At 72.0% G+C, this 24,639-nt stretch carries 24 protein-coding genes; 20 read left to right on the top strand and 4 right to left on the bottom strand.

What is annotated here, in order from left to right; translation table 11 throughout:
- Positions 1-8 precede the first annotated feature (8 nt).
- Positions 9-542 carry a DUF1697 domain-containing protein gene (locus tag EI169_RS08070; protein ID WP_125131870.1) on the top strand — a complete coding sequence of 178 codons (534 nt, stop codon included), beginning with the start codon at positions 9-11 and terminating at the stop codon, positions 540-542.
- Here the strand turns inward: EI169_RS08070 and EI169_RS08065 are convergent.
- Entirely contained in the window at positions 526-1,908 is a 1,383-nt protein-coding gene (locus EI169_RS08065) for an aminotransferase class V-fold PLP-dependent enzyme (RefSeq protein WP_125131869.1), read from the bottom strand. The genes EI169_RS08070 and EI169_RS08065 overlap by 17 nt on opposite strands.
- Positions 1,909-1,988: 80 nt before the next feature.
- Here EI169_RS08065 and EI169_RS08060 point away from each other — a divergent pair, with 80 nt between their 5' ends.
- The 8 genes from EI169_RS08060 to EI169_RS08025 all read left to right on the top strand — a co-directional run bounded on the left by EI169_RS08060 (position 1,989) and on the right by EI169_RS08025 (position 10,636).
- Positions 1,989-2,747, top strand: coding sequence for a YebC/PmpR family DNA-binding transcriptional regulator (locus EI169_RS08060; RefSeq protein WP_125131868.1), 759 nt, complete (start codon positions 1,989-1,991; stop codon positions 2,745-2,747).
- 49 nt (positions 2,748-2,796) lie between these two features.
- On the top strand, positions 2,797-3,399 hold the full coding sequence (gene ruvC / locus EI169_RS08055) for a crossover junction endodeoxyribonuclease RuvC (RefSeq protein ID WP_240640716.1): 603 nt from the start codon (positions 2,797-2,799) through the stop codon (positions 3,397-3,399).
- A 9-nt stretch (positions 3,400-3,408) separates the two neighbouring features.
- Complete coding sequence (gene ruvA, locus EI169_RS08050) at positions 3,409-4,032, top strand: Holliday junction branch migration protein RuvA (protein ID WP_125131867.1); 624 nt, start codon at positions 3,409-3,411, stop codon at positions 4,030-4,032.
- Entirely contained in the window at positions 4,025-5,047 is a 1,023-nt protein-coding gene (gene ruvB, locus EI169_RS08045) for a Holliday junction branch migration DNA helicase RuvB (RefSeq protein ID WP_125131866.1), read from the top strand. The genes ruvA and ruvB overlap by 8 nt, the downstream gene beginning before the upstream one ends.
- Before the next feature lie 79 nt (positions 5,048-5,126).
- The gene (locus EI169_RS08040) at positions 5,127-5,585 is read left to right on the top strand and encodes a preprotein translocase subunit YajC (RefSeq protein WP_125131865.1); all 459 of its coding nucleotides are present in this window, start codon (positions 5,127-5,129) and stop codon (positions 5,583-5,585) included.
- 34 nt (positions 5,586-5,619) lie between these two features.
- Complete coding sequence (gene secD / locus EI169_RS08035; RefSeq protein ID WP_125131864.1) at positions 5,620-7,338, top strand: protein translocase subunit SecD; 1,719 nt, start codon at positions 5,620-5,622, stop codon at positions 7,336-7,338.
- Positions 7,338-8,327 carry a protein translocase subunit SecF gene (gene secF / locus EI169_RS08030; protein WP_125131863.1) on the top strand — a complete coding sequence of 330 codons (990 nt, stop codon included), beginning with the start codon at positions 7,338-7,340 and terminating at the stop codon, positions 8,325-8,327. The genes secD and secF overlap by 1 nt, the downstream gene beginning before the upstream one ends.
- A 56-nt stretch (positions 8,328-8,383) precedes the next feature.
- On the top strand, positions 8,384-10,636 hold the full coding sequence (locus EI169_RS08025; RefSeq protein ID WP_125131862.1) for a bifunctional (p)ppGpp synthetase/guanosine-3',5'-bis(diphosphate) 3'-pyrophosphohydrolase: 2,253 nt from the start codon (positions 8,384-8,386) through the stop codon (positions 10,634-10,636).
- Here EI169_RS08025 and EI169_RS08020 read toward each other — a convergent pair.
- The 3 genes from EI169_RS08020 to EI169_RS16800 all read right to left on the bottom strand — a co-directional run bounded on the left by EI169_RS08020 (position 10,623) and on the right by EI169_RS16800 (position 13,014).
- Positions 10,623-11,162, bottom strand: a complete 540-nt coding sequence (locus EI169_RS08020) for a hypothetical protein (protein ID WP_125131861.1) — start codon at positions 11,160-11,162, stop codon at positions 10,623-10,625. The two genes, EI169_RS08025 and EI169_RS08020, sit on opposite strands and share 14 nt — an antisense overlap.
- 90 nt (positions 11,163-11,252) lie before the next feature.
- Positions 11,253-12,626, bottom strand: coding sequence for a DUF349 domain-containing protein (locus EI169_RS08015; protein WP_346427097.1), 1,374 nt, complete (start codon positions 12,624-12,626; stop codon positions 11,253-11,255).
- Positions 12,627-12,705: 79 nt separating this feature from the next.
- On the bottom strand, positions 12,706-13,014 hold the full coding sequence (locus EI169_RS16800; protein ID WP_240640714.1) for a dioxygenase: 309 nt from the start codon (positions 13,012-13,014) through the stop codon (positions 12,706-12,708).
- A gap of 173 nt (positions 13,015-13,187) precedes the next feature.
- On the opposite strand from EI169_RS16800, the gene EI169_RS08010 reads away from it, so the two are divergent.
- From EI169_RS08010 to EI169_RS07960, 11 genes are all read left to right on the top strand, one after another.
- Positions 13,188-14,471, top strand: coding sequence for a replication-associated recombination protein A (locus EI169_RS08010; RefSeq protein WP_125133381.1), 1,284 nt, complete (start codon positions 13,188-13,190; stop codon positions 14,469-14,471).
- Between the two features lie 231 nt (positions 14,472-14,702).
- Positions 14,703-15,332, top strand: a complete 630-nt coding sequence (gene rpsD / locus EI169_RS08005; protein WP_125131859.1) for a 30S ribosomal protein S4 — start codon at positions 14,703-14,705, stop codon at positions 15,330-15,332.
- Positions 15,333-15,566: 234 nt separating this feature from the next.
- Positions 15,567-15,803: a hypothetical protein gene (locus EI169_RS08000; RefSeq protein ID WP_125131858.1), complete on the top strand. Its 237-nt coding sequence runs from the start codon at positions 15,567-15,569 to the stop codon at positions 15,801-15,803.
- 73 nt (positions 15,804-15,876) lie between these two features.
- Entirely contained in the window at positions 15,877-18,543 is a 2,667-nt protein-coding gene (alaS, locus tag EI169_RS07995) for an alanine--tRNA ligase (RefSeq protein WP_125131857.1), read from the top strand.
- Entirely contained in the window at positions 18,540-19,013 is a 474-nt protein-coding gene (gene ruvX, locus EI169_RS07990) for a Holliday junction resolvase RuvX (protein WP_125131856.1), read from the top strand. Before alaS ends, ruvX begins: the two co-directional genes overlap by 4 nt.
- 1 nt (position 19,014) lies before the next feature.
- On the top strand, positions 19,015-20,463 hold the full coding sequence (gene mltG, locus EI169_RS07985) for an endolytic transglycosylase MltG (RefSeq protein WP_125131855.1): 1,449 nt from the start codon (positions 19,015-19,017) through the stop codon (positions 20,461-20,463).
- The gene (locus EI169_RS07980; protein ID WP_125133380.1) at positions 20,457-21,290 is read left to right on the top strand and encodes a shikimate dehydrogenase; all 834 of its coding nucleotides are present in this window, start codon (positions 20,457-20,459) and stop codon (positions 21,288-21,290) included. Before mltG ends, EI169_RS07980 begins: the two co-directional genes overlap by 7 nt.
- A 4-nt stretch (positions 21,291-21,294) precedes the next feature.
- A complete protein-coding gene (gene aroC, locus EI169_RS07975; protein WP_125131854.1) occupies positions 21,295-22,524 on the top strand; it encodes a chorismate synthase in 1,230 nt (409 codons plus the stop codon).
- Positions 22,517-23,038 (top strand): shikimate kinase, encoded by a 522-nt coding sequence (locus EI169_RS07970; RefSeq protein WP_346427096.1) that lies wholly within the window; start codon positions 22,517-22,519, stop codon positions 23,036-23,038. The genes aroC and EI169_RS07970 overlap by 8 nt, the downstream gene beginning before the upstream one ends.
- Positions 23,035-24,108 carry a 3-dehydroquinate synthase gene (gene aroB / locus EI169_RS07965; protein WP_125131853.1) on the top strand — a complete coding sequence of 358 codons (1,074 nt, stop codon included), beginning with the start codon at positions 23,035-23,037 and terminating at the stop codon, positions 24,106-24,108. Before EI169_RS07970 ends, aroB begins: the two co-directional genes overlap by 4 nt.
- Complete coding sequence (locus EI169_RS07960; protein ID WP_125131852.1) at positions 24,105-24,623, top strand: GNAT family N-acetyltransferase; 519 nt, start codon at positions 24,105-24,107, stop codon at positions 24,621-24,623. The genes aroB and EI169_RS07960 overlap by 4 nt, the downstream gene beginning before the upstream one ends.
- The last annotated feature ends 16 nt before the right edge of the window (positions 24,624-24,639 follow it).

Raw genomic sequence — 24,639 nt, 5'->3', positions numbered from 1 at the left:
CTGACCGCGTGACCGAGTGGGTGGCGCTGCTGCGCGGAGTGAACGTGGGCAGCATCACCGTGCGCAGCGCCGACCTCCGGCGGGTCTTGGAAGACCTCGGGCTCGACGGCGTGCGGACGGTGCTCGCGAGCGGCAACGCGACCTTCGCGTCGCCGACGCCGGCGGCTCGGCGCGACACGCTGAAGAAGCGCATCGAGGGCGCCCTGCGCGCCGAGTTCGACTACGACGCGTGGGTGCTGCTCTTCACGAGATCCGAGCTCGCGCACGCCGCCGACCGGTTCCCGTTCGATGCGGCCGACGACACGCGCCAGCCGTGGCTGCTGTTCTGCGTCGACGCCGACACCCGCGACGAGCTCGTGGCGGCCGCGGCCGACCTCGACGGCGACCGCGACCCCGTCGCATCCGGACCGGGCGTCGTCTACTGGAATCCGCCGAAGGGCTCGACGACGGACACACCGTTCGCGAAGATCATCGGGCGCCGCACCTACAAGGAGCGCACGACCAACCGCAACCTGCGGACGGTCCTCAAGATCCTCGGATGACGGCGGCGAGGCGCCCGATCGCGGCGACCGTGCGGTCGATGTCGGCGGGCTCGGTCGCCCACGATGACATGCTGCAGCGCAGCACTGCGCGTCCGCGCCACTCGGCGCCGGTGACCGCGGCCGTCCCGTCGCGCAGGATCGCCTCGCCGAGAGCGCGAGTCGCGGCGTCGCCGTCCTCCAGGCTCAACATGACCTGCGTGTAGACGACGTCGTTCTCGATGCGCACGCCCGGGAGAGCGCGCAGGCCGTCCTCGAGCGCGCGGGCGTTCGCGTGCATCCGCTCGACGAGCTCGGCGACGCCCCGGCGCCCGAGCGACCGCAGCGCCGCCCACACCGGCACGCCGCGGGCGCGGCGCGAGAGCTCCGGCGTGAGATCCCACGGATCGAGGCTCGCGTACATGAGGTAGTCGCCGCCGGCGCGGAGCACCGCGATGGAGTCGGCTGGGTCGCGCACGATCGCCATGCCGCAGTCGTAGGGCACGTTGAGCGTCTTGTGCGCGTCGGTCGTCCACGAGTCGGCGCCGTCCATGCCCGCCGTCAGGGCGCGCAGGCGCGGACTCGCCGCCGCCCACGCGCCGAACGCGCCGTCGACGTGGACCCACGCGTCGGTGCGCCCCGCCCGCGGAATGAGCTCGGCGAAGGGATCGAACGCGCCCGTGTGGACCTCGCCCGCCTGGAGCACGACGACGGCCGGCTCGTCGCCGCACGTCTCGAGCGCCGCATCCAGCCCGTCCGCGGTCATCCGCCCCTCGCCGTCGGCGGGGGCGACCACGAGGTCGTCGGTGCCGAACCCGAGCACGCGCGCGGCACGGTCGATCGATCCGTGTCGGTGCTCCCCGACGACGAGCCGCACCCGTGGAGCCGCGGCGGCGCCGACCCGGGCGAGGTCGACGCCCCGACGGCGCAGCACCGCCGCGCGCGCGGTGGCCAGGCAGACGAGGTTCGACACCTGCGCGCCGGTGACGAACCCCACGGACGCGGCGGTCGGCAGTCCCAGGAGATCGAGGATCCAACGCCCGGCGACGTGCTCGAGGGCCACGGTCGCGGTGGTCATGGTGCTGGAGCCGGAGTTCTGATCCCACGCCGACACCAGCCAGTCCGCTGCGAGCGCCGCCGGGAGTGTGCCGCCGATGACGAAGCCGAAGAAGCGAGGACCGGGGATCGCGACGAGGCCCGGATCGGCGGCCGCCGCGAGACCGCGGACGACCGCCTCGGCGTCGGTCGAATGCTCGCTCAGGACGTCGCCGATCCGCCCGAGCATGTCGTCGAACGACGCGCGGGGCCACACGGGCCGGTCGGGAAGCCCCGCAAGGAAGCCGGATGCAACCTCGAAGGCCGCGCGCAGCGCGCGCTCGCGCTCTTCCATGGCCGCCAGTGTCCTCCGCGTCGCGCGCGGAGACAAGGGCACGGGATCGGCCGTCGGAGCGGCCCCGTAGAATCGAGGGCATGTCCGGCCACTCCAAGTGGGCGACGACCAAGCACAAGAAGGCCGTCATCGACGCGCGTCGTGCCAAGTCGTTCGCCAAGCTCATCAAGAACATCGAGGTCGCCGCGAAGATCGGCGGTGCCGACCTCGCAGGCAACCCGACCCTGTACGACGCCGTGCAGAAGGCGAAGAAGACCTCCGTCCCCAACGACAACATCGACCGCGCCATCAAGCGTGGCGCGGGCGTCGGCGGCGAGGCTGTCGACTACCAGACGATCCTCTACGAAGGCTACGGCCCCAACGGCGTCGCGCTGATGATCGAGTGTCTGACCGACAACAAGAACCGCGCGGCGGCCGAGGTGCGCACGGCCCTCTCCCGCAACGGCGGCACGCTCGCCGATCCCGGGAGCGTCGCGTACAACTTCCACCGCAAGGGCGTCATCGTCGTCTCGGGCGAGGGGACCTCCGAGGACGACGTCATGCTCGCGGTGCTCGAGGCCGGCGCCGAGGAGGTCGAGCCGCACGCGCAGGGGTTCGAGGTCATCACGGAGCCCTCCGACCTCGTGACGGTGCGGACGGCCCTGCAGGACGCCGGCATCGACTACGAGTCGGCCGACGTCGAGTTCGTCCCGTCGCTGAAGGTCGAGATCGACGCCGACACCGCGCGCAAGGTCTTCCGCCTCATCGACGCCCTCGAGGACAGCGACGACGTGCAGAACGTCTTCAGCAACTTCGACCTGACGCCCGAGGTGCAGGCCGAGCTCGAACAGGACGAGTGACCCCGCGCGCCTGACGGGCGCCGCGGCGTGCCCGACGTAGCGTGGGGGAGTGACCGCACGCCCGCACCTGCGCGTCCTGGGGATCGACCCGGGACTCACGCGCTGCGGTGTGGGCGTCGTGGACGTCGCGCCCGACCGCAGTGCGCGGCTCGTGCACGTCGGGGTCGTCCGCTCCGCGCCCGAGCTCCCCATCGAACGGCGCCTCGCGCTGATCGCCGCGGGCATCCGGGCCGTCCTGACCGAGCATGCCCCGCACGTGGTGGCCGTCGAGCGCGTGTTCGCGCAGGACAACCGCCACACCGTCATGGGCACGGCGCAGGCGAGCGGCATCGCTCTGCTCCTCGCCGCCGAGCACGGACTGCCGGCGGCCACCCACACCCCGAGCGAGGTGAAGGCCGCCGTCACGGGCTACGGCGCGGCCGACAAGCGGCAGGTGCAGACGATGGTCGCGCGCGTGCTCCGGCTGGACGAGCTGCCCCAGCCGGCGGATGCGGCGGACGCGCTCGCACTCGCGCTGTGCCACGCGTGGCGGAGCGCTCCAGCGCCATCCGGCCCGTCCGGCGAGGGTCTGACACCCGCGCTGCGCGCGTGGCGCGAGGCCGAGCAGCGCTCGACGCGTGTCGGTCGAACAAAGGTCCGAACCGGCGCGTAGGCTCGCGGCATGATCTCCTCGCTCGCCGGCACCGTCGCGCACGTCGACGACGACTCGCTCGTGGTCGTCGTGGGGGGCGTGGGCCTGTCCGTCGCGGTCGTTCCGCAGCTCGCGCACGCGACGCACGTGGGACAGGACCTCCACCTGCACACGACGCTCATCGTGCGCGAGGACGCGCTGTCGCTCTACGGCTTCGAGACGCGCGAAGAGCTCGTCGTGTTCGGGCAGCTGTTGGGCGTCACGGGTGTCGGCCCGAAGTCGGCGCTCGGCGTGCTCGCGTCCCTCACCGTGCCGCAGATCGCCGAGGCGGTCACCTCCGACGACGACGCACCCTTTCGCCGCGTGTCCGGGATCGGCCCCAAGACCGCGAAGCTCATCGTCGTGCAGCTGGCGGGCAAGCTCGCGCCGCCCGCGGCGGCGCCCGCGCCGGCGGGCACGGCGCCGGCGGGTGCCGTGCCCGCGCAGGTGACGCAGGCGCTCGTCGGGCTCGGCTGGTCCGAGCGCGTCGCCGCCGAGGCGGTCGCGGGTGTCGCGGAGACCGCGTCCGACGCCGACCGGGCGTCGGTGCAGGCGCTGCTGCGCCTCACGCTCGCGATGCTCGGGCCGGCCCGCAAGGAGTCGGTGCATGGGTGACCTGCGCGACGTCGAGGAGCCTGTCGACGAGACCGAGCTCGCACTCGAGGGTGCGCTGCGTCCATCCTCCCTCGCGGAGTTCGTGGGGCAGCAGAAGGTGCGCGGTCAGCTGCAGCTTCTCCTGGACGCCGCCCGCATCCAGCAGCGCCCGGCCGACCACATCCTCCTGTCGGGCCCTCCGGGCCTGGGCAAGACGACGCTCGCGATGATCGTCGCCCACGAGAGCGAGCGCCCGCTGCGACTGTCGAGCGGACCGGCCATCCAGCACGCGGGCGATCTGGCCGCCCTGCTGTCGAGCCTCACGCCGGGGGAGGTGCTCTTCATCGACGAGGTGCACCGGATGGCGCGCTCGGCCGAGGAGATGCTGTACCTCGCGATGGAGGACTTCCGCATCGACATCATGGTCGGCAAGGGCGCCGGGGCCACGAGCATCCCACTCGACCTCGCGCCCTTCACCCTCGTCGGCGCGACCACGCGCGCGGGGCTGCTGCCCAACCCGCTCCGCGACCGCTTCGGCTTCACCGCGCACCTGGAGTACTACGACCCCGAGGAGCTCGAGCGCGTGGTCGAGCGCTCGGCCGCGATGCTCGGCGTGCCGCTGCCTCCCGCGGCGCGCGCAGAGATCGCACGGCGCTCCCGTGGCACGCCGCGTATCGCCAACCGGCTGCTGCGCCGCGTGCGCGACTACATCGTGGTCCACGGCGCGCGCCCCGACGTGCCGGCCGTGGACGCGGCGCTGGAGCTGTACGACGTCGACGCCATCGGCCTGGACCGCCTCGATCGCGCCGTGCTCGACGCCCTGGTGCGCCGTTTCCGCGGCGGGCCCGTCGGGCTGTCGACGCTCGCGGTCGCCGTGGGCGAGGAGCCCGAGACGATCGAATCCGTCGTCGAGCCCTACCTCGTGCGGATCGGCTTCATGGGGCGCACACCGCGCGGGCGCGTCGCGACGCCCGCGGCCGGCGCACACCTGGGCGTCCCCAGCGCCGATGGGGCGCTGAGATTCGATGACCTATAATCGCTGAAGGCTTTCGCCGCCCCTCTCCTCCTCCGATGGCAGTGCCGCTGCGGCGCGCCTGACCCGAAAGGTGCCCGACATGAACATCGCGGACTTCTTCGCCAATTACGGGCTCATCATCCTGCTCGTCCTGCTGCTCGTCTTCATGTTCTGGAGCTCGCGCCGCCGGATGCAGAAGCAGAAGGCGGAGCAGGAGGAGAAGTCGCGTCAGACCGTCCCCGGCGCCGAGGTGCTGCTGCAGGGCGGCCTGTACGGCACGATCGTCGAGTACGACGGCACCGACCTCGACAAGCCGGCCGTCGTCTCGATCGCCCCGGGCGTGGAGATCAAGGTGCACAGCCAGGCGATCCTGCGCGTCGTGAACCCGACCACGGGTGTCGTGACCGAGGACGAGTTCATCGAGGCCGAGGAGAGCGAGGCCGAGTACATCGCCGGTGTCGCCGACGGCGACATCACCTCCATCAGCGACGACCAGAAGACCGCTCGCGGCACGGCCGCCGAGGCCGAGGGCGAGCCGAAGGACAAGCCGCAGGCCTGACCTGCGGCTCACGCGACAGAAAGCCGACGACTCCGTGGCGACTTCCACCCCCGTCCGGCACGCCTGGCGCGCACTGATCGGGCTGCTGGCCATCACGGCCGTGCTGTTCGGGATCAACGCGCTCGGCGTGTACGTCTTCCAGAAGAGCTCGTGGACCCCCGAGCTCGCGCTCGACCTCCAGGGCGGCACCCAGATCATCCTCGCGGCGCAGACCGAGGACGGCGCCGCGCCCTCGCAGGAGCAGCTCGACCAGGCGGTGACGATCATCCGCCAGCGCGTCGACGCCAGCGGTGTCGGCGAGGCCGACGTCGCGAGCGAGGGCGGCCAGAACGTCGTCGTGCAGATCCCCGGCGAAGCCGACGAGGAGACGCGCCAGCGCATCGAGTCGACCGCCCAGCTCCAGCTGCGTGCGGTGCTCTACACCGGTCAGCCCGCGAACACGTTCGTGGGTGAGGACGGCAACTCGACGCCCTACCCGACGCCCGACCCCTCGCTGCCCTCGACGCCCACCGCGTCGCCGACCAACGGCAGCGACCCCGCGTGGATCACGCCCGCGCTGCAGGCGCAGTTCCTCGCCTACGACTGCGCCGATCCGCAGAACGACCCCGCGAACGCACCCGCCGACCAGCCGCTCATCACCTGCGACAGCACCGGCAGCGAGAAGTACATCCTCGGGCCGGTCGAGCTGGACGGCACGTCGATCACCGACGCCACGAACGGCCTGGACCAGCAGAACGGCGGCTGGGTCGTCAACCTCAAGTTCGACGCGCAGGGCACCGAGACCTTCGGCCAGATCAGTCAGCGCCTGTACGGCGCGCAGCCGCCGCTGAACCAGTTCGCCTTCGTCCTGGACGGCTCTGTTCTCTCGGCGCCGCGCATGAACGGCGTGATCCTCGACGGCAACCCGTCGATCAGCGGCTCCTTCACGCAGGAGTCGTCCAAGGCCCTCGCCGACCAGCTCAAGTACGGCGCCCTTCCGCTGAGCTTCACGGTCGTCAGCTCCGACACCGTGTCGGCGACCCTCGGCTCGCAGCAGCTGCAGATCGGCCTGATCGCGGGCCTCATCGGTCTCGCGCTCGTCGCGATCTACGCGCTGTTCCAGTACCGCCTGCTCGGCTTCGTGATCATCGCGTCGCTCGCCGTCATGGCCGTCCTGACGTACGTGATCCTCTGCATCCTGGCGTGGCGCATGGGCTTCCGGCTGTCCCTCGCCGGCGTCGCGGGCCTGATCGTCACGATCGGCTTCACCGCCGACTCGTTCATCGTCTACTTCGAGCGCATCCGCGACGAGCTGCGCGACGGCAAGACGATCACGGGCGCCGTCGAAGACGGCTGGTCACGGGCCAAGCGCACGATCTACATCTCGAAGTCGATCAACATCCTCGCCGCGGTCGTGCTGTACATCCTCGCGGATGCGACGGTGAAGGGCTTCGCGTTCACGCTCGGCCTCACCACCGCGATCGACATCCTGATCTTCATCCTGTTCACACACCCGGTGATGCAGCTGCTCGCCCGCACGCGCTTCTTCGGCTCGGGGCATCCGCTGTCGGGCATGGATCCGGAGGCGCTCGGTGCCGTCTACCGTGGCCGTGCGCAGTTCCGCTCACCGGCCGAGCGCGCCTCCGGCCGTGCCGCGCGCTCACGCGGGGAGGCGGCACGCCGGCAGACGATCGCCGAGCGCAAGCAGGCGGAGCTCGCGGCGCAGAAGGGCGGCGGCGACACGCTCACCGCGGTCAAGGAGGACGAGGACTGATGGCCACGATGCAGCAGCTCGGCAACAACCTCTACACCGGCAAGACGTCCTTCCCCTTCGTGGGGCGCCGCCGGCTGTGGTTCATCATCGCGGCGATCCTCGTGATCGGCTCGGCGCTCGTGCCTCTGTTCCGCCCGATCCAGCTGTCGATCGAGTTCACCGGCGGGTCGCAGTTCACCGTGTCGGGATTGAGCAGCCCCGACCAGAGCCTCGCCTCCGGCGCCGTGCAGTCGGTCGTGCCGAGCGCCACCGCCCGGGTCACGACCGTCGGAGACAGCGCCGTGCGCGTGCAGACCGACCAGGTGTCGCCGGATGAGAGCCAGCAGATCGTCGCGGCCCTCGCCGACGCGTATCAGGTGCCCACGGCCGAGGTCACGAGTTCGTTCATCGGTCCGACGTGGGGCGCCGACGTCACGCGGCAGTCGCTGTGGGGCTTGGCGATCTTCCTCGCGCTGACCTTCCTGATCCTGGCGCTGTACTTCCGCACGTGGAAGATGTCGGTCGCCGCCATCATCGGTCTCGTCGACGTGCTCATCATCACGGTCGGCGTCTACGCCCTCGCCGGTTTCGAGATCTCGCCCGCCGCGGTCATCGGATTCCTCACGATCCTGTCGTACTCGCTGTACGACACGACGGTCGTCTTCGACAAGGTGCGGGAGAACACGCGGGAGGACGGCGAGATCTCGGGTCGCACGTTCGGCGAGTCGGTGAACCTGGCCGCGAACCAGACGCTCATCCGCTCCATCAATACGACGGTCGTGGCCGTGCTCCCGGTCGGCGCGATCCTGTTCATCGGCGCCCTGCTGCTGAACGCGCGCACCCTCAGCGACATCTCGCTGTCGATCTTCGTCGGCACGATCGTCGCGGCGTATTCGACCCTGTTCGTCGCGGTGCCGCTGTACGCGCTGCTGCGGCAGGGGGAGCCGGGGGTCAAGGAGCGCGACGCGCGTGTGCTCAAGGCGCGCCAGCGCGCCGTCGTGGCCGCCTGAGCCTTCCGCCGCGGACGTAGACTTGTCGACACGTAGCGAGCGGGGGAGGTGACGGGATGACCGAGACCGCGCCCCCGGTCGCGCAGACGTCAACCCTCCGTCGGCTCGTGCCCCGCATCTTCTCGCGCTCGGCGAAGCGCGACGGCGTCGACCAGCTCCTGCGCACGGTCCGCACGCACCACCCCAAGGGCGACCTCGGCATCGTCGAGCGCGCGTACACCGTCGCCGAGGCGCGCCACGAGGGGCAGAAGCGCCAGAGCGGCGAGCCCTACATCACGCACCCGCTGGCCGTGTCCCAGATCCTCGCCGATCTCGGCCTCGGCCCGAAGGCGATCGCGGCGGCCCTGCTGCACGACACCGTCGAGGACACCGGCTACCCGCTCGACGAGCTCGCCGCCGACTTCGGCGATGAGGTCGCGATGCTCGTGGACGGCGTCACGAAGCTCGACAAGGTCAAGTTCGGCGACAGCGCACAGGCCGAGACGGTCCGCAAGATGATCGTGGCCATGTCGCGCGACATCCGCGTGCTGGTCATCAAGCTGGCCGATCGCCTCCACAACGCCCGCACGTGGGGGTTCGTGCCGCCCGAGAAGGCCGCGAAGAAGGCCACCGAGACGCTCGAGATCTACGCGCCGCTCGCGCATCGCCTCGGCATCCAGGCCATCAAGTCCGAGCTCGAGGACCTGTCATTCGCGGTGCTTCATCCGAAGCTCTACGCCGAGATCGACAGTCTCGTGAAGCAGCGCACCCCGCAGCGCGAGCAGTACGTGCAGAACGTCATCGCGGCCGTCGACGCCGACCTGCGCGAGCTGCGCATCCGCGGGCGCGTGATGGGCCGGCCGAAGCAGCTGTACTCCGTGTACCAGAAGATGGTGGTGCGCGGTCGCGAGTTCGACGACATCTACGACCTCATCGGCATCCGCGTGCTCGTCGGCACCGTACGCGACTGCTACGCCGTGCTGGGCGCGATCCACGCGCGCTGGACGCCGCTACCCGGCCGGTTCAAGGACTACATCGCGACGCCGAAGTTCAACCTGTACCAGTCGCTGCACACGACCGTCATCGGCCCCGGCGGCCGCACCGTCGAGATCCAGATCCGCACCAACGAGATGCACCAGCAGGCCGAGTACGGCGTCGCGGCGCACTGGAAGTACAAGGAGCGGATGAACGGCGGGAAGGCCGACGCGAAGTCGGTCGACGCCGACATGGCCTGGCTCGCGCACATCTCCGACTGGCAGGCCGAGACGGCCGACCCGGGCGAGTTCCTGGATGCGCTGCGATTCGAGATCGGCGCGAAGGAGGTCTACGTCTTCACGCCGAAGGGGCGCGTCATCGGGCTCCCGGCCGGGGCGACGCCGGTCGACTTCGCGTACGCCGTGCACACCGAGATCGGCCACCGCACGATGGGCGCGAAGGTCAACGGCCGCCTCGTGCCGCTCGAGTCGGAGCTGAAGAGCGGCGACGTCGTCGAGGTCTTCACGTCCAAGAACCCGGACGCGGGCCCGAGCCAGGACTGGCTGACGTTCGTCAAGAGCACCCGGGCGCGCAACAAGATCCGCGGCTGGTTCACGAAGGAGCGCCGCGAGGAGGCCATCGAGCAGGGCAAGGAGGCCATCGCGCGCGCGATGCGCCGCCAGAACCTGCCGCTCCAGCGCCTGATGAATCAGGACTCCTTCACCGAGGTGGCCCACCAGCTGAAGTACGAGGACGTCTCGGCACTGTACGCCGCTGTCGGCGAGGGCCACGTGTCGACGCAGTCGGTGATCGAGAAGGTCTCGGCGCTCGTCAGCGCCGACGACACCTCCACCGGCCCTATCGATCTGCCGCATGTCGGCCGCTCGAAGGCTCCGCGCGGCGGCGACTCCGGTGTGCTCGTACGCGGCGCTCCCGACATCCTCGTCAAGCTCGCCAAGTGCTGCACCCCTGTCCCGGGCGACGAGATCGTCGGTTTCGTCACGCGCGGCAGCGGCGTCTCGGTGCACCGCAGCGACTGCACGAACGTCGCGTCGCTCCGGTCGGATCCCGAGCGCATGATCGATGTCGAATGGGCGCCGACGAGCAAGAGCGTCTTCCTGGTGCAGATCCAGGTGGAGGCGCTCGACCGCTCGGGCCTGCTCAGCGACGTCACGCGCGTGCTCAGCGAGCATCACGTGAACATCCTCTCGGCGACCGTGTCGACCACGAACGACCGGCTCGCGCTCAGCCGCTTCGTCTTCGAGATGGGGGACACGGTGCACCTGGATCGCGTCCTCAATGCCGTGCGACGGATCGACGCCGTGTACGACGTGTACCGCGTCACGACGTCATGAGCGACCCGAGCAGCTCCCGCGCACGCCGCCCGTAGGGCAGCCGGTGCCGCGAGCCGAGCCACGCGGATGCGGCGGCCACGACCACGGGATCGCGGGCCGCCCACATCGCCAGTGCGGCGGTGTGCTCGGGCGACTCCATGCGGGCCAGGTCGGCGACGGTCCGCTCGGCGGACGTCACGAGGCATCCGCCGATGCGCTCGAGGGCCTCTGGATCGGCCTGCACGTCGTGGTAGTGCAGCCGCCGATCGGTGATGTGGTGCAGCCGTGCGGTCACGGCGCGCTGAACGCTCAGACGCGCGGGCGGCTCGTCGATCCCGCCGTGCACCCACGCCGCGGTGAGGTGCGACGCGGCGAGGGACGCGCCGAGCGTGTCCGCGAGGGTCGCCGCACGCAGCGCGGGGCTCTCGACGAGGTCGGCGGGGACGTAGGCGTCGCCGAGGCCGACGACATGCCCGTCGAGGCACGCCGCGCTCAGCTCGGCGACCGACAAGCGGTCACCCGCGAGGTACACGAAGCGCGACAGCACATCGGCAGTCTCGCGTCCGCACGCGGCCGGCGACGAAGCCGCCGTGTGCCTGTGGACAAGCGGGCTCGGTGGAGTGCGGGGGAGGAGCCGTCAGCCTCCGACCGCGCGCAGCCACGCCTTCCGCGCCTCGAGCGCTTCTCGCGCGGCGGCTGCGGCACGCGCGTCGCCACGGGACTCCGCGTCGGCCAGCTCGGACTCGAGTTTGTCGATCGCATCGGTCAGCTGACGCGTCATGTCATTGGCGCGCGCCTTGGTCTCGGGGTTGTTGCGCTTCCAGTCCGCGTCTTCGCGCGTGCGGACGCTCTGCTCGATCTTGCGCAGCTCGTCGTCCAGCGACCGCTCGGTCTCGCGCGGGTGGATGCGGCCGACCTCGTCCCAGCGGCGCTGGATGCCCGTCAGCAGCGAGCGGGCGCGCGCGAGGTCGCGCTCGTCGACGATCGGAGCCGCCTCGGCCAGCAGCGCGCGCTTGGCCTGGATCTTCTCCTGCGACGCCTCGGCGTCGGCGGCCTCACGCTCGGCGCGGGCGCCGTACAGGGCGTCGCCGGCGGCCTTGAACCGCGCCCACAGCGCGTCGTCGACCTTCTTGCCGGCGCGCCCCGCGCGCTTCCACTCGTCGAGGAGATCGCGGTACGTGCCGATCGCCTCCTCGCCGCGCGGGGCGAGTGCTTCGGCACGCTCGACGAGGCGGGTCTTCGCGTCGCGGGCGGCCTTGTGCGTCTGATCCAGGCTCGCGTAGAACTCGCGGCGGTGCTTGTCGACCGTCGCGCGGGCGTCGCGGAACCGGCGCCACAGCTGCTGGGACTGCGAGCGGGGGAGGCGCGGGCCGTCCGACTGGTGCTTCTGCCACCGGTCGAAGAGGGCGGACATCTCTGCCGAGACCTGCTTCCACTGCACGTGCTGCGGGTCGCGGGCCGCGAGGGCCTCTGCCGCCTCGACGATCGTGGTGCGCTCGCGCACCGCTTCCTCGACCGCTTCCTTCGCGGCCGCGGATTCGGCCTCGGTCGCTTCGGCGAGCGTGCCCGTGAGGGCGTCGAGCCGGTCGCGGAGCGCAGCGAGGTCGCCGACGGCGGCGGCGTCGACGACGCGGCCGCGGAGCGTCTCCGCGGTGGAGCGAAGGTCGGCGGCGGACGCGCCCCCGCGGCGCGCGCGCACCTCGAGCAGGGTCACCTCGGATGCCAGGTCGGCGTATTTGCGCTCGAAGTAGGCCAGGGCCTCCTGGGGGGAGCCGTCGGGGTACTGGCCGACGACGCGCCACTCCTCGCCCTCGCGCACCGACACGGTGCCGTCGTCCTCGACGCGGCCCCATCCTGCGTCCGAGCCGGAGGCGTCCGAACCGGAGGCGTCCGAGCCGGAGGCGACCGCACCGGGGCGCGGCGCGGCGGGGCGCACGCTGGCCGGTGTCGCGGGAACGGGGCGCGCGACCTCAGGGGTCGCGGCGTCGGGAGTCTCTGCGTCGGCAGTCACGGGATGCACCTCATCGCGGCTCGCGCCGCCTACGTTCTGGGACGGGTCGAGCCTAGTACGTCGCCGGGTGCGCCGCAGATCAGGGCGTGGGCGCCGGGGTGCTCTCGGCGGGCGTGGGCGCGGGCAGATCGGTCGGCAGCGGAGTCGGCGTCCCGCCGGGGGTCGGCGTCGAGGAGGGCACGGGCTCGGGAGCGCCCGGCCCGATCGTCGCATACGCGATCTGGCCGCCGACCGCCGCGAGCACGATGACGCCGCCGACCACGCCGGCGACCAGGTTGTCACGGCGGCGACGCCGCGACTGCTGCGCGTGGAAATCCTGACGGGCCTGGTACAGCCGTGCGCGTTCGCGCGCCTCGCGCGCTTCGCGATCCTTGCCGCCCGTGGCCACCGCGTCCTCCTCCGTCGAGCATCTCTCGCCCGCGCAGGCGGGCGCGTCGATCCTACGCAGACGGGTGCGGGCGGGACAAAAGCGCCGCCCGGGGTGTCGGCGGCCGCGACTACCCTTGTCGGGTGACCGCCTCCGCCGCCCTCTTCCAGGGCTCGACGCCGCTCGCCGTGCGGATGCGGCCGACCTCCCTCGACGAGGTCGCCGGGCAGGGCCACCTGCTGAGCCGCGGGTCGCCGCTGGTCGCGCTCGCGTCCGCCGACACGACCCCCACGAGCGCGTCGGTGTCGGTGATCCTGTGGGGTCCGCCCGGAACCGGCAAGACGACGTTGGCCCAGGCGATCGCTCGCTCGTCCGGGCGCCGGTTCGTCGAGCTGTCGGCGATCACGGCGGGTGTCAAGGACGTGCGCGAGGTGATGCAGGAGGCGCTGAACCAGCGCGACCTCTACGGGCAGTCGACGATCCTCTTCCTCGACGAGATCCACCGCTTCACGAAGGCGCAGCAGGATGCGCTGCTGCCGGGCGTCGAGAACGGCTGGGTCGTGCTCATCGCCGCGACGACGGAGAACCCGTCGTTCTCGGTGATCTCGCCGCTGCTGTCCCGCTCGCTGCTGCTGACGCTGAAGCCCCTCGGCGACGACGATCTCGGGCTGCTCGTCGACCGGGCCGTGAGCGACCCGCGCGGGCTCGACGGCGCGGTCGTGCTCGAACCCGAGGCGCGCGCCGCACTCGTCCGGCTGGCGTCGGGTGACGCGCGGCGCGCCCTGACGGCCCTCGAGGCGGCCGCATCCGTCGCGGCCGATGACGCCTCCGACGGCCAGACGCCCACGATCACCGCCGCGCACATCGCCCAGGCCGTCGACCGCGCGCTGCTGCGCTACGACCGGCAGGGCGACGAGCACTACGACGTGACCAGCGCGTTCATCAAGTCGATCCGGGGCTCCGACGTGGATGCGGCGATGCACTACCTCGCCCGCATGATCGAGGCCGGCGAGGATCCGCGCTTCATCGCGCGGCGCCTCGTGATCTCCGCGGCGGAGGACATCGGACTGGCGGATCCGCAGGCTCTGCAGATCGCAGTGGCCGCCGCCGACGCGGTCGCCTTCATCGGCATGCCCGAGGGGCGCATCCCGCTCGCCGAGGCGACCGCCTATCTCGCGACGACCGCCAAGTCGAACGCGGTCTACACGGCCATCGACGCGGCGATCGCCGACGTGCGCGCGGGCGGCTTCGGCCGCGTCCCCGTGCACCTGCGCGACGCCCACTATCCCGGTGCCAAGCGCCTCGGTCACGGCAAGGGATACGTCTATCCGCACGACCTGGACGTCGGCGTCGCGACGCAGCAGTACCTTCCCGACGAGCTTCAGGGGCGCCGTTACTACGCCCCCACGAACCGCGGCGTCGAGCGCGACATCGCCGCGCGGGTGGAGAAGATCCGTCGCATCCTCGACGGCGACTGACGGCCCTTCGCTCGCACCGCCCGGCCCCTCCGCGCCCGCCGAAGGGGCGGATCCGTGCGGGCGGGCGCAGCTCTGATAGGCTTGATCGGCCCGAAACCGGGTTTTCGGGCATCTCCCTCTTCCGACCAAGACCTCCTGGCGTGCTCCGGCGTGCAGTCCAGGAGGGCGAAGAGCGGGGGATACGTCCGCGAGCCGTGAGAGACACGGCCGCGTCATCGGAAGGAACACTTCGTGGCTACGAAGTCCCAGGACCGCCGCAAGGTCCGTCTGTCGCGCGCGCTCGGCGTCGCGCTGACCCCGAAGGCCGCCCGCTACCTCGAGAAGCGTCCCTACGCTCCGGGCGAGCACGGCCGCACCAAGCGCAAGGCCGACAGCGACTACGCCGTCCGTCTGCGTGAGAAGCAGCGTCTGCGCGAGCAGTACGGCATCCGCGAGAAGCAGCTGCGCATCGCGTTCAACGAGGCCCGTCGCACCGACGGCCTGACGGGTGAGAACCTCGTCGAGCTGCTCGAGATGCGCCTGGACGCCCTCGTGCTCCGCTCGGGCTTCGCCCGCACCACGGCGCAGGCGCGCCAGCTCGTCGTGCACCGCCACATCCTCGTGGACGGCCAGCTCGTCGACCGCCCGTCGTTCCGCGTGAAGCCGGGCCAGCTCATCCACGTCAAGCAGAAGAGCGAGGGTCTCGAGCCCTTCCAGGTCGCCGCCGCCGGCGGGCACGCCGAGGTGCTGCCCCCCGTCCCCGGCTACCTCGAGGTCGACCTCTCCACGCTGCAGGCGCGTCTCGTGCGTCGCCCCAAGCGTGCCGAGGTGCCGGTCACGTGTGACGTGCAGCTCGTCGTCGAGTACTACGCGGCGCGCTAAGCGGCGCGGAGTACAGCCGCGCAGCGGCCGTCGGCTCTGTTACGCGGCGCGTTAAGCGGCGCGGAGTACAGCCGCGCAGCGGCCGTCGGCGCTGTTACGCGGCGCGCTAAGCGGCGCGCTGAGTCTCAGCGTTCGCTCATCGGAAGGGCGTCGGGGTCTCCCCGGCGCCCTTCCGCGCATTCTGTCTACGATGAAGGGATGCCGCGTCCGCGGCCCGAACGAGGAGTGGTGCCCGTGAAGACCTTCGTCTGGTTCGTGTTCGGCGTGGCCGGCGGCTTCGTGCTCGCCCATCTCGTCGACAAGGATCCGCGCGGACACGACCTCCTCGCGCAGGTCGATGCCCGCATCGGCGAGTTCACCGACCGGATCACGGCCGCGTATCACGAGCAGGAGGCGCGCATCACCGAGCCCGCCGAGCGTCGCGACGCCGCCGCACCCGGCGCCGACCCGGCCGCCGCCCCCTCCGCCTGACACCCGCCCGCCCCCGAGCCTCCGCGCCGACCGGCACACCGGCCGGCCACCGCGCCACGCGAAAGAACCGCCCATGAAGACCGCTGAGATCGCCCAGCGCTACCTCGACTACTTCGAGAAGAACGACCACACCATCGTCCCGTCGGCCTCGCTCGTGACCGACGACCCGTCGCTGCTGTTCACCGTGGCCGGCATGGTCCCCTTCATCCCGTATCTCACCGGGGTGGTGCCGGCGCCGTATCCGCGGGCGGCCGACGTGCAGAAGTGCATCCGCACGAACGACATCGAGGAGGTCGGCCACACCGCCCGCCACGGCACGTTCTTCCAGATGCTCGGCAACTGGTCGTTCGGCGACTACTTCAAGGAGGGAGCGATCTCCTACGCGTGGGAGCTGCTCACCACGCCCGAGCGCGACGGCGGCCTCGGCTTCGCGGAGAAGGACCTGTGGGTCACCGTCTATCAGGACGACGACGAGGCGGCCGACCTCTGGCGGAGGATCGCGGGCCTGCCGGCCGATCGCATCCAGCGGCTCGGCCGCGAGGACAACTACTGGTCGACCGGCCAGCCCGGTCCCGCAGGCCCGTGCTCGGAGATCTACTTCGACCGCGGTCCGGCGTACGGGCGCGACGGCGGTCCGGCGGTCGACGACAACCGCTTCACCGAGATCTGGAACCTCGTGTTCATGCAGTACGCGATCACGAACGTCCGCTCCAAGATCGATTTCGACATCGTCGGCGACCTGCCGGCGAAGAACATCGACACCGGGATGGGCCTCGAGCGCGTCGCCTTCATCAAGCAGGGCGTCGACAACATGTACGAGACCGACCAGGTGCGCCCCGTCCTCGACCGCGCCGTCGAGCTGTCCGGCCGCCGCTACGGCGCCGCGCACGAGGACGACGTGCGCTTCCGCGTCATCGCCGACCACGTGCGCTCGTCGCTGATGCTGCTCTCCGACGGCGTCACGCCGTCCAACGACGGGCGCGGCTACATCCTGCGCCGCCTCATGCGCCGCAGCATCCGCGCGATGCGCCTGCTGGGCGTCGACGGCGCGACCTTCCCCGAGCTGTTCTCGGCGTCGCGCGACGCGATGAAGGACGCCTACCCGGTCGTGGAGAAGGACTGGCAGCGCATCTCGCAGTACGCGTTCGCGGAGGAGGAGACGTTCCTGCGTACGCTCGCGGCGGGCTCGACGATCCTCGACCTCGCCGTCGAGGACACCAAGCGCTCGGGCGGCTCGGAGATCTCCGGGTCGGAGGCGTTCCTGCTGCACGACACGTACGGGTTCCCGATCGACCTGACGCTCGAGATCGCGGAGGAGGCGGGGCTGTCGGTCGACCGCTCGGCCTTCGACACGCTCATGCAGGAGCAGCGCCAGCGCGCGAAGGCTGACGCGAAGTCGCGCAAGCGCGCGATCGCCGACCACAGCGTGTACCGCGACTTCCGCGCGCTCGGGGAGACCGTCTTCACCGGCTACACCGACCTCGAGACCGAGTCGCGCGTGCTTGGCGTGCTCGTCGACGGCGTGTCGGTCGACCGGGCGTCGGTCGGGCAGATCGCCGAGGTGATCCTCGCCGAGACGGCGCTGTACGCCGAGTCGGGCGGCCAGGTCGCCGACAAGGGCGTCATCATCGGCCCCGGCTACGAGCTCGAGGTGCTCGACGTGCAGAAGCCCGTTCCGGGCCTGGTGAGCCACACCGTCCAGGTGACGACCGGCGAGGTCGCGGTGGGGGAGCCGGCGACCTCGGTCGTGGATGCGGCGAACCGCCGTGCCGCGCGCCAGGCGCACTCCGCGACCCACCTCGTGCACGCGGCCCTGCGCGACACGCTCGGCAGCTCGGCGACCCAGGCCGGATCGCTCAACCGCGCCGGCTACCTGCGCTTCGACTTCTCGTGGAGCTCGGCGCTGTCGCCCGAGACGCGCACGGAGATCGAGGAGATCGCCAACAACGCCGTCCGCGACAACCTCGAGGTCACCACGCGCGTGCTGCCCCTGGATCAGGCGCGCGAGCTCGGCGCGATGGCGCTGTTCGGCGAGAAGTACGGCGACACCGTCCGCATGGTCGACATCGGCGGCCCGTGGTCGCGCGAGCTGTGTGCGGGCACGCACGTCGGCTCCAGCGCCGAGATCGGCCTGATCAACCTCGTCGGCGAGTCGTCGGTGGGGGCGTCGAACCGCCGCGTCGAGGCGCTCGTCGGACTGGACGCGTTCCGCGACCTCGCGGCCGAGCGCGCGATCGTGTCGCAGCTGTCCACGTCGCTGAAGACCCCGCGCGACCAGCTGCCCGCCCGCATCGCCGAGCTCGCCGCGAATCTGAAGGCCGCCGAGAAGCGCATCGCGCAGTTCGAGGCGCGCGCACTGGGCGATCGTGCGCCGCAGCTCGCGCAGTCCGCGCGCGAAGCGGGCCGCTTCCGCGTGGTGGCGGAGTCGATCGGTACGGCCGGATCGGCCGACGACGTGCGCACGCTGGCGCTCCAGGTGCGCGATCGCCTCGGGGACGCGTCGGCGGTCGTGGCGCTGGCTGCCCAGCTGGGCGAGCGAGTGACCGTCGTGGTCGCCACGACCGAGGCCGCGCGCGCCGCGGGCGCGAAGGCGGGCGTGCTCGCGAAGGTCGCGGCGGCCGCGCTCGGCGGGGGCGGCGGTGGACGCGACGACGTCGCCCAGGGCGGCGGGACGGATGCGGCGGCGCTGCCGGCGGCGCTCCACGCCGTCGTGTCCGGGCTCACCGACACGGGGGAGTGACGGCCATCCGTCGCGGCATCCGGCTCGGCGTCGACGTGGGCACCGCCCGCGTCGGCGTCGCCCGCAGCGACCCCGACGGCCTCCTGGCCGTGCCGGTGGAGACCGTGCCCCGCACCGACCAGGCGGTCGCGCGGATCGTTGACCTCGCGCGCGATTATGACGCGTTCGAGATCGTCGTCGGCCTGCCCACGAATCTGCGTGGTGAGGACACGGCCTCCACGCGCGACGCGCGCTCGTTCGCGGCCGCCGTCGCGGCTGCCGGCGAGCTGCCCGTGCGCCTCGTCGACGAGCGCCTCAGCACCGTCACCGCGCATGATGCGCTGCGCGCGTCGGGGCGTTCGCAGCGTCGGTCTCGTAGCATGGTGGATCAGGTCGCCGCCGTCGTCCTCCTCCAGCAGGCGCTCGACGTCGAGAAGCGCTCCGGCAACCCGGCCGGAGAAGCCGTGAATCCGGGACAGGAGTCCGCCTGACATGCCCGACAGCCCGTCGCCCTTCGACGATCCGTTCGCCGATCTGTACGGCAAGCTGCCCGACGCGCGGTCGGCGGACACCGGCGCACCCACGTCACGCCGCGCGGCGCGACAGGCCCGCGCGCAGGAAGAGCACGCCGCAGCGCCGGAGCGTCCGGCGGAGCCCGTCGCGGCGCGCCCGGCGGCGCCCGAGCCCGCCCCCGCGAAGTCGCCCGCCGTCGAGCCCGCGGCTGCGGAGCCGGTCGCCGCGACGGCGCGTGCGCCTCGGCGCCGCACGGCATCCGCGCCCGCTCCGACACCGGGCACGCTCGACGACCTGTTCACCGGCCGCACGACGACGGATCAGGTCGGCGCGCCGCCCCCCCGCACGCAGCGCCGGCGCAATCGCACCGGCGGCTGGATCGCCATCGGCATCGTCGTCGTCCTCATCGCCGGCGTCGCCGGCGGTGGCCTGTGGGCCTGGAACACCTTCGGCACGCGCGTGCAGGAGTTCTTCGCCGGGACCACGGTCGATGACTACGCGGCCGGTGAGGCCACGGGCGAGGCGCAGGTGACGATCGCATCGGGCGACACCGGTGGCCCGGTCTCGCAGAAGCTGTACGACGCGGGCGTCGTGAAAACGCCGACGTCGCTGTACGACTACATGGTCGAGAACAACGTCGTCTTCACCTTCCAGCCGGGCGTCTACAAGCTGCAGCAGAAGATGACGTCCGAGGCAGTGCTGGCGGCCCTCAAAGACCCGCAGAACAAGCTCGAGAACCGCGTGCAGCTGCCCGAGGGCCTGACGGTCGCGCAGACCGTGCAGCGCATCTCGGACCAGATGGCGATCCCGCTCGACCAGGTCCGCGCGGCCGTCGACGCCGGACCGGCGGCCTACGGCGTTGCCGCAGAGAGCCTCGAGGGCTGGCTGTTCCCCGCGACCTACCAGTTCGACGCGGGCGTCACGGCCGCACAGGTCCTTCAGCGCATGGTGGATCGCACGGTGCAGTCGCTCGACACGGCGGGTGTGCCCGCGGACCAGCGCGAGCGGATCCTCACGATCGCGTCGATCATCCAGCGCGAGGCCCGCTTCGAAGCCGACTTCTACAAGGTGTCGCGCGTCATCCAGAACCGCCTCGACCAGGGCATGAAGCTGCAGATGGACTCGACCGCGCAGTACGGCTACGGCGAGCTGTACGAGGGCTCGGCGAGCACCTCCAGCGAGGCGCAGTTCGACGACAACCCGTGGAACACGTACGTCATCGACGGGCTGCCGAAGGGGCCGATCTCCAACCCCGGCGACCTGGCGATCGACGCGGCGATGAAGCCGGCCGACGGCCCGTGGCTGTTCTTCGTGACGGTGAACCTCGACACCGGCGAGACCGTGTTCAGCGTGACGGCCGACGAGCACCAGGCCGCGGTGAACCAGTGGATCGCGTGGTGCAAGGACCACCCCGACTCGGGATGCTGACCGGCACGCGCCTCGCGGTGTGGGGCGATCCCATCGCGCACAGCCTGTCGCCCGCGCTGCACACGGCCGCCTATCGCGTGCTCGAGGTCGACTGGGAGTACGGGCGCGCGCGGGTCGACGAGGCGGCGTTCCCGGCAGCGCTCGCGGCGCTGGACGCGTCCTGGCGCGGCCTGTCGCTCACGATGCCCCTCAAATCCATCGCCGCGCGCACCGCCGTGACCCTGGATGCGGCGGCCGAGCGCACCGGTGCTGTGAACACCCTCGTGCTCACCGCCGAGGGACCGCGGGGCTTCAACACCGACGTCGGCGGTCTCGTCCGCGCCCTCCACGAGCAGGGCGTCGAGCGCGTGGAGCGGGCGCGGATTCTCGGCGCGGGAGCGACCGCCACCTCCGCCCTTGTCGCCCTCGCCGACCTCGGTGCCCGCGACGTGGAGGTCGTGGCGCGGCGGACCGAGGCGGTCGCCCCGCTCGCAGCGCTCGGGTCGGCGCTCGACATCGAGGTGACCGCGGCACGCTTCGGCAGCACGCCTGCCGCCCGCGTCGACGTGACCGTGTCGACCCTTCCCGGCGGCACCGATCTCGGCGCAGCGGCCGCGCCCCTCGCCCAGCACGGCGGGCTCCTCGTCGACGTCGTGTACGGCGGATGGCCCACCGCGCTGGCCGAGGCGTGGGTGGCCGCCGGGTCCGCCGCCGTGTCCGGTCTGCCGATGCTGCTGCACCAGGCGCTCCTCCAGGTGCGCGTGTTCGTGGCGGGCGATCCCGCCCGGCCGGTGCAGTCGGAGCCTGCCGTCCTCGCGGCGATGCGCCGTGCGCTCGTGGGAGACTAGGGGAATGCTCCGCGTGCTCACGGCCGGCGAATCGCACGGCCCCGAACTCGTCGCCATCATGGAGGGACTGCCCTCGGGCGTCCCCATCGCGTCGTCGGCCATCCGCGCTGATCTCGCCCGCCGCAAGCTCGGCTACGGTCGCGGTTCGCGCATGAAGTTCGAAGAGGACGAGCTGACGATCTCGTCCGGCGTCGTGCACGGCGTGTCGCTCGGGAGCCCCATCGCCCTGCGCATCACCAACACCGAATGGCCGAAGTGGGTCGAGGTGATGAGCCCCGAGCCCGTCGAGCTGACCGACCGCTCGCGCGGACGCGGTGCGGCGCTCACGCGCCCCCGCCCCGGGCACGCCGACCTCGTGGGCATGCAGAAGTACGACTTCGACGAGGCGCGCCCCGTCCTCGAGCGCGCGAGCGCCCGAGAGACCGCCGCGCGCGTCGCGCTCGGCGCCCTCGCGCGTGCGTTCCTGGGCGAGCTCGGCATCCGCCTCGTCAGCCACACGCTCTCGATCGGTCCCGTGCGCGTCCCGGAGGACGCGGCGCTGCCCACCCCCGACGACGTCGACGCGCTCGACGCGGATCCGCTGCGCTGCTTCGACGCCGCCACGAGCGAGCGCATGGTCGCCGAGGTCGACGCGGCCCGCAAAGACGGCGACACCCTCGGTGGCGTCGTGGAGGTGCTCGCGTATGGTCTGCCGCCGGGGCTCGGCTCGCACGTGCACTGGGACCGCCGCCTTGACGGCAAGCTCGCGCAGGCGCTCATGAGCATCCAGGCGATCAAGGGCGTCGAGGTCGGTGACGGCTTCCTCACCACGACGCGTCGCGGATCGCAGGCGCACGACGAGCTCTTCGCCACGGCCGACGGCATCGCGCGCGCGACCGACCGGGCCGGCGGCACCGAGGGCGGCATGTCGACGGGCACCGTGCTGCGTGTCCGCGCGGGCATGAAGCCGATCGCGACCGTTCCCCACGCCCTGCGCACGATCGACGTCGCCACGGGCGAGGCCGCATCCGCGCACCACCAGCGCTCCGACGTGTGCGCGGTGCCGGCCGCGGGCGTCGTCGCCGAGGCGATGACCGCGATCGTCCTGGCCGAGGCGGTGCTGGAGAAGTTCGGCGGCGACAGTGTCGGCGAGACGCGTCGCAACCTGCTCGGCTACCTCGACGCGATCGACCGCCAGCTGCGCACGACCGCGACCACCGACGCCACCCTGGCCGCGTCCGACGGCAGTGCCTGACGCGCTCGTCCTGATCGGCCCGATGGGCGCCGGCAAGACGAGCATCGGCCGCCGCGTGGCGCGCGCGATCGGCCTGCCCTTCACCGACACGGATGCGGCGGTCGTGCGCGAGCACGGCCCGATCCCCGTCCTCTTCGCCGAACGCGGCGAGGCGGAGTTCCGGCGGCTCGAGCGGGACGCCGTGGCCGCGGCGCTCGCGTCGGGCGGCGTGGTGTCGCTCGGCGGCGGGGCGGTGCTGGATCCGCAGACGCGGGAAGACCTCGGCGCCCACCGCGTCGCCTTCCTCACGGTCGCCCCCGAGATCGTCGGCGGGCGCATCCGCGGCGGACATCGCCCCCTCGTCGCTGGCGACGACCTGGTCGCGCGATGGCAGGAGATCTACGCGCAGCGCCGCCCCCTCTACGAGGAGGTCGCCGACGCGACCTTCGACACCTCACACGGGCCGCTGCAGGCGGTCGTCGACGCCGTGGTGCGCTGGTGGCGCATCGCCCCGACCGGAACGAGTCACACATGAGCACCACCGTCATCACCGTTGCCGGCGACGCCCCGTACGACGTCACGATCGGTCGCGGTGTGCTCGACACGCTCGGCGAGGTCCTGCCGGATGCGGCCCGGAAGGTGCTCGTGATCCACCCGCCCACCCTCGCCGAACAGGCGGCGGCGCTGCGTCAGTCGCTGCTCGGCGATCGCGAGGTGCTCCTCGCCGAGATCCCGGATGCGGAGCAGGGCAAGCGCGTCGAGGTCGCCGCGTTCTGCTGGCAGATCCTCGGGCAGTCCGACTTCACCCGCACCGACGCGATCGTCGGCTTCGGCGGCGGCGCCGTGACCGACCTCGCCGGATTCGTCGCCGCGACGTGGCTGCGCGGCATCGCCGTCGTGCAGGTGCCGACGACGGTGCTCGGCATGGTCGACGCCGCCGTGGGCGGCAAGACCGGCATCAACACCGCCGAGGGAAAGAACCTCGTGGGCGCGTTCTGGCCGCCGCGCGCCGTCGTGTGCGACCTCGACCTCCTCGACGGGCTGTCCCCCAACGAGCGCGTCGCGGGCTTCGCGGAGGTCGTCAAGGCGGGGTTCATCTGGCACGCCGAGATCCTCGACCTCATCGAGGCAGACCCCGTGGCCGTGGTCGATCCGCGCAGCGAGCCGTTCCGCCGGGCGATCGAGCTCGCGATCGACATGAAGGCCCGCGTCGTCGGCGACGACCTGCGCGAGGCCGGATTGCGCGAAGTGCTGAACTACGGGCACACGCTCGGCCACGCGATCGAGCACGCCGAGCGCTACCGGTGGCGTCACGGCGCCGCCATCTCGATCGGCATGGTCTTCGCCGCCGAGCTGTCGCGCCTGGCCGGCCGGCTCCCGGATGCGGCGGTGCAGCGCCATCGCGACGTCCTCGGTGCGCTGGGACTTCCCCTGACCTACCGCGCGGGCGCGTGGCCGCAGCTGCTGGCCACCATGCAGCGCGACAAGAAGAGCCGCGGCGGGATGCTGCGCTTCATCGTCCTCGACGACATCGCCCGGCCCACGGTGCTGCAGGCCCCCGACGAGTCGCTGCTGTTCGCGGCCTATCAGGAGGTCGCGGGGTGAGCCTCGCCGTGCGGCGCGTGCACGCGGACGAGTGGGAGCGCGTCCGTGAGCTCCGCCTCGCGGCCCTGGGCGACCCCGACGCAGGGATCGCGTTCTACGGCTCGCTCGATCGCGCGTCGGTGCAGCCGGACGACTTCTGGCGACGCCGGGCCGAGCGCACCGCCGCCGGCGACGCGGACGCGCAGTTCGTGGCGGTCGTCGACGACGAGTGGGTGGGCTCGGCGACGGTGCTCAGCCGGCCGGCGGAGGGCGACGTGCCGGCGCACGCCGACATCGTCGCGGTGTACGTGCGTCCCGAGCACCGCGGATCGGGCACGATCGACGCGCTCCTGGCGGCGGCGATCGCGTGGGCCCGCTCGATCGGCCACGATCGCGTGCAGCTGACCGTGCACGCGTCGAACACCCGGGCCCAGCGCGCATACCGCCGCGCGGGGTTCGTGCCGACGGGTGCCGCGTTCACCGGTCCGAACGGGCTCGAACTCGTCTTCGCGCAGGAGACGCCCGCCGGCGCCTGACGTGCGATCGCGCCCA

Source organism: Microbacterium sp. 10M-3C3 (assembly GCF_003931875.1).
Lineage (GTDB): Bacteria > Actinomycetota > Actinomycetes > Actinomycetales > Microbacteriaceae > Microbacterium.
The sequence above is the reverse complement of the archived record's forward strand: the minus strand, read 5'-3'. Positions and strand labels throughout refer to the sequence as shown.

Bases quoted from the DNA above. Each gene is read 5' to 3' on its own strand.
- EI169_RS08065 (WP_125131869.1), bottom strand. From the start codon at position 1,908: ATGGAAGAGCGCGAGCGCGCGCTGCGCGCGGCCTTCGAGGTTGCATCC.
- EI169_RS08060 (WP_125131868.1), top strand. From the start codon at position 1,989: ATGTCCGGCCACTCCAAGTGGGCGACGACCAAGCACAAGAAGGCCGTC.
- ruvA (WP_125131867.1), top strand. From the start codon at position 3,409: ATGATCTCCTCGCTCGCCGGCACCGTCGCGCACGTCGACGACGACTCG.
- ruvB (WP_125131866.1), top strand. From the start codon at position 4,025: ATGGGTGACCTGCGCGACGTCGAGGAGCCTGTCGACGAGACCGAGCTC.
- EI169_RS08040 (WP_125131865.1), top strand. From the start codon at position 5,127: ATGAACATCGCGGACTTCTTCGCCAATTACGGGCTCATCATCCTGCTC.
- secF (WP_125131863.1), top strand. From the start codon at position 7,338: ATGGCCACGATGCAGCAGCTCGGCAACAACCTCTACACCGGCAAGACG.
- EI169_RS08025 (WP_125131862.1), top strand. From the start codon at position 8,384: ATGACCGAGACCGCGCCCCCGGTCGCGCAGACGTCAACCCTCCGTCGG.
- EI169_RS08010 (WP_125133381.1), top strand. From the start codon at position 13,188: ATGCGGCCGACCTCCCTCGACGAGGTCGCCGGGCAGGGCCACCTGCTG.
- alaS (WP_125131857.1), top strand. From the start codon at position 15,877: ATGAAGACCGCTGAGATCGCCCAGCGCTACCTCGACTACTTCGAGAAG.
- mltG (WP_125131855.1), top strand. From the start codon at position 19,015: ATGCCCGACAGCCCGTCGCCCTTCGACGATCCGTTCGCCGATCTGTAC.
- EI169_RS07980 (WP_125133380.1), top strand. From the start codon at position 20,457: ATGCTGACCGGCACGCGCCTCGCGGTGTGGGGCGATCCCATCGCGCAC.
- aroC (WP_125131854.1), top strand. From the start codon at position 21,295: ATGCTCCGCGTGCTCACGGCCGGCGAATCGCACGGCCCCGAACTCGTC.
- aroB (WP_125131853.1), top strand. From the start codon at position 23,035: ATGAGCACCACCGTCATCACCGTTGCCGGCGACGCCCCGTACGACGTC.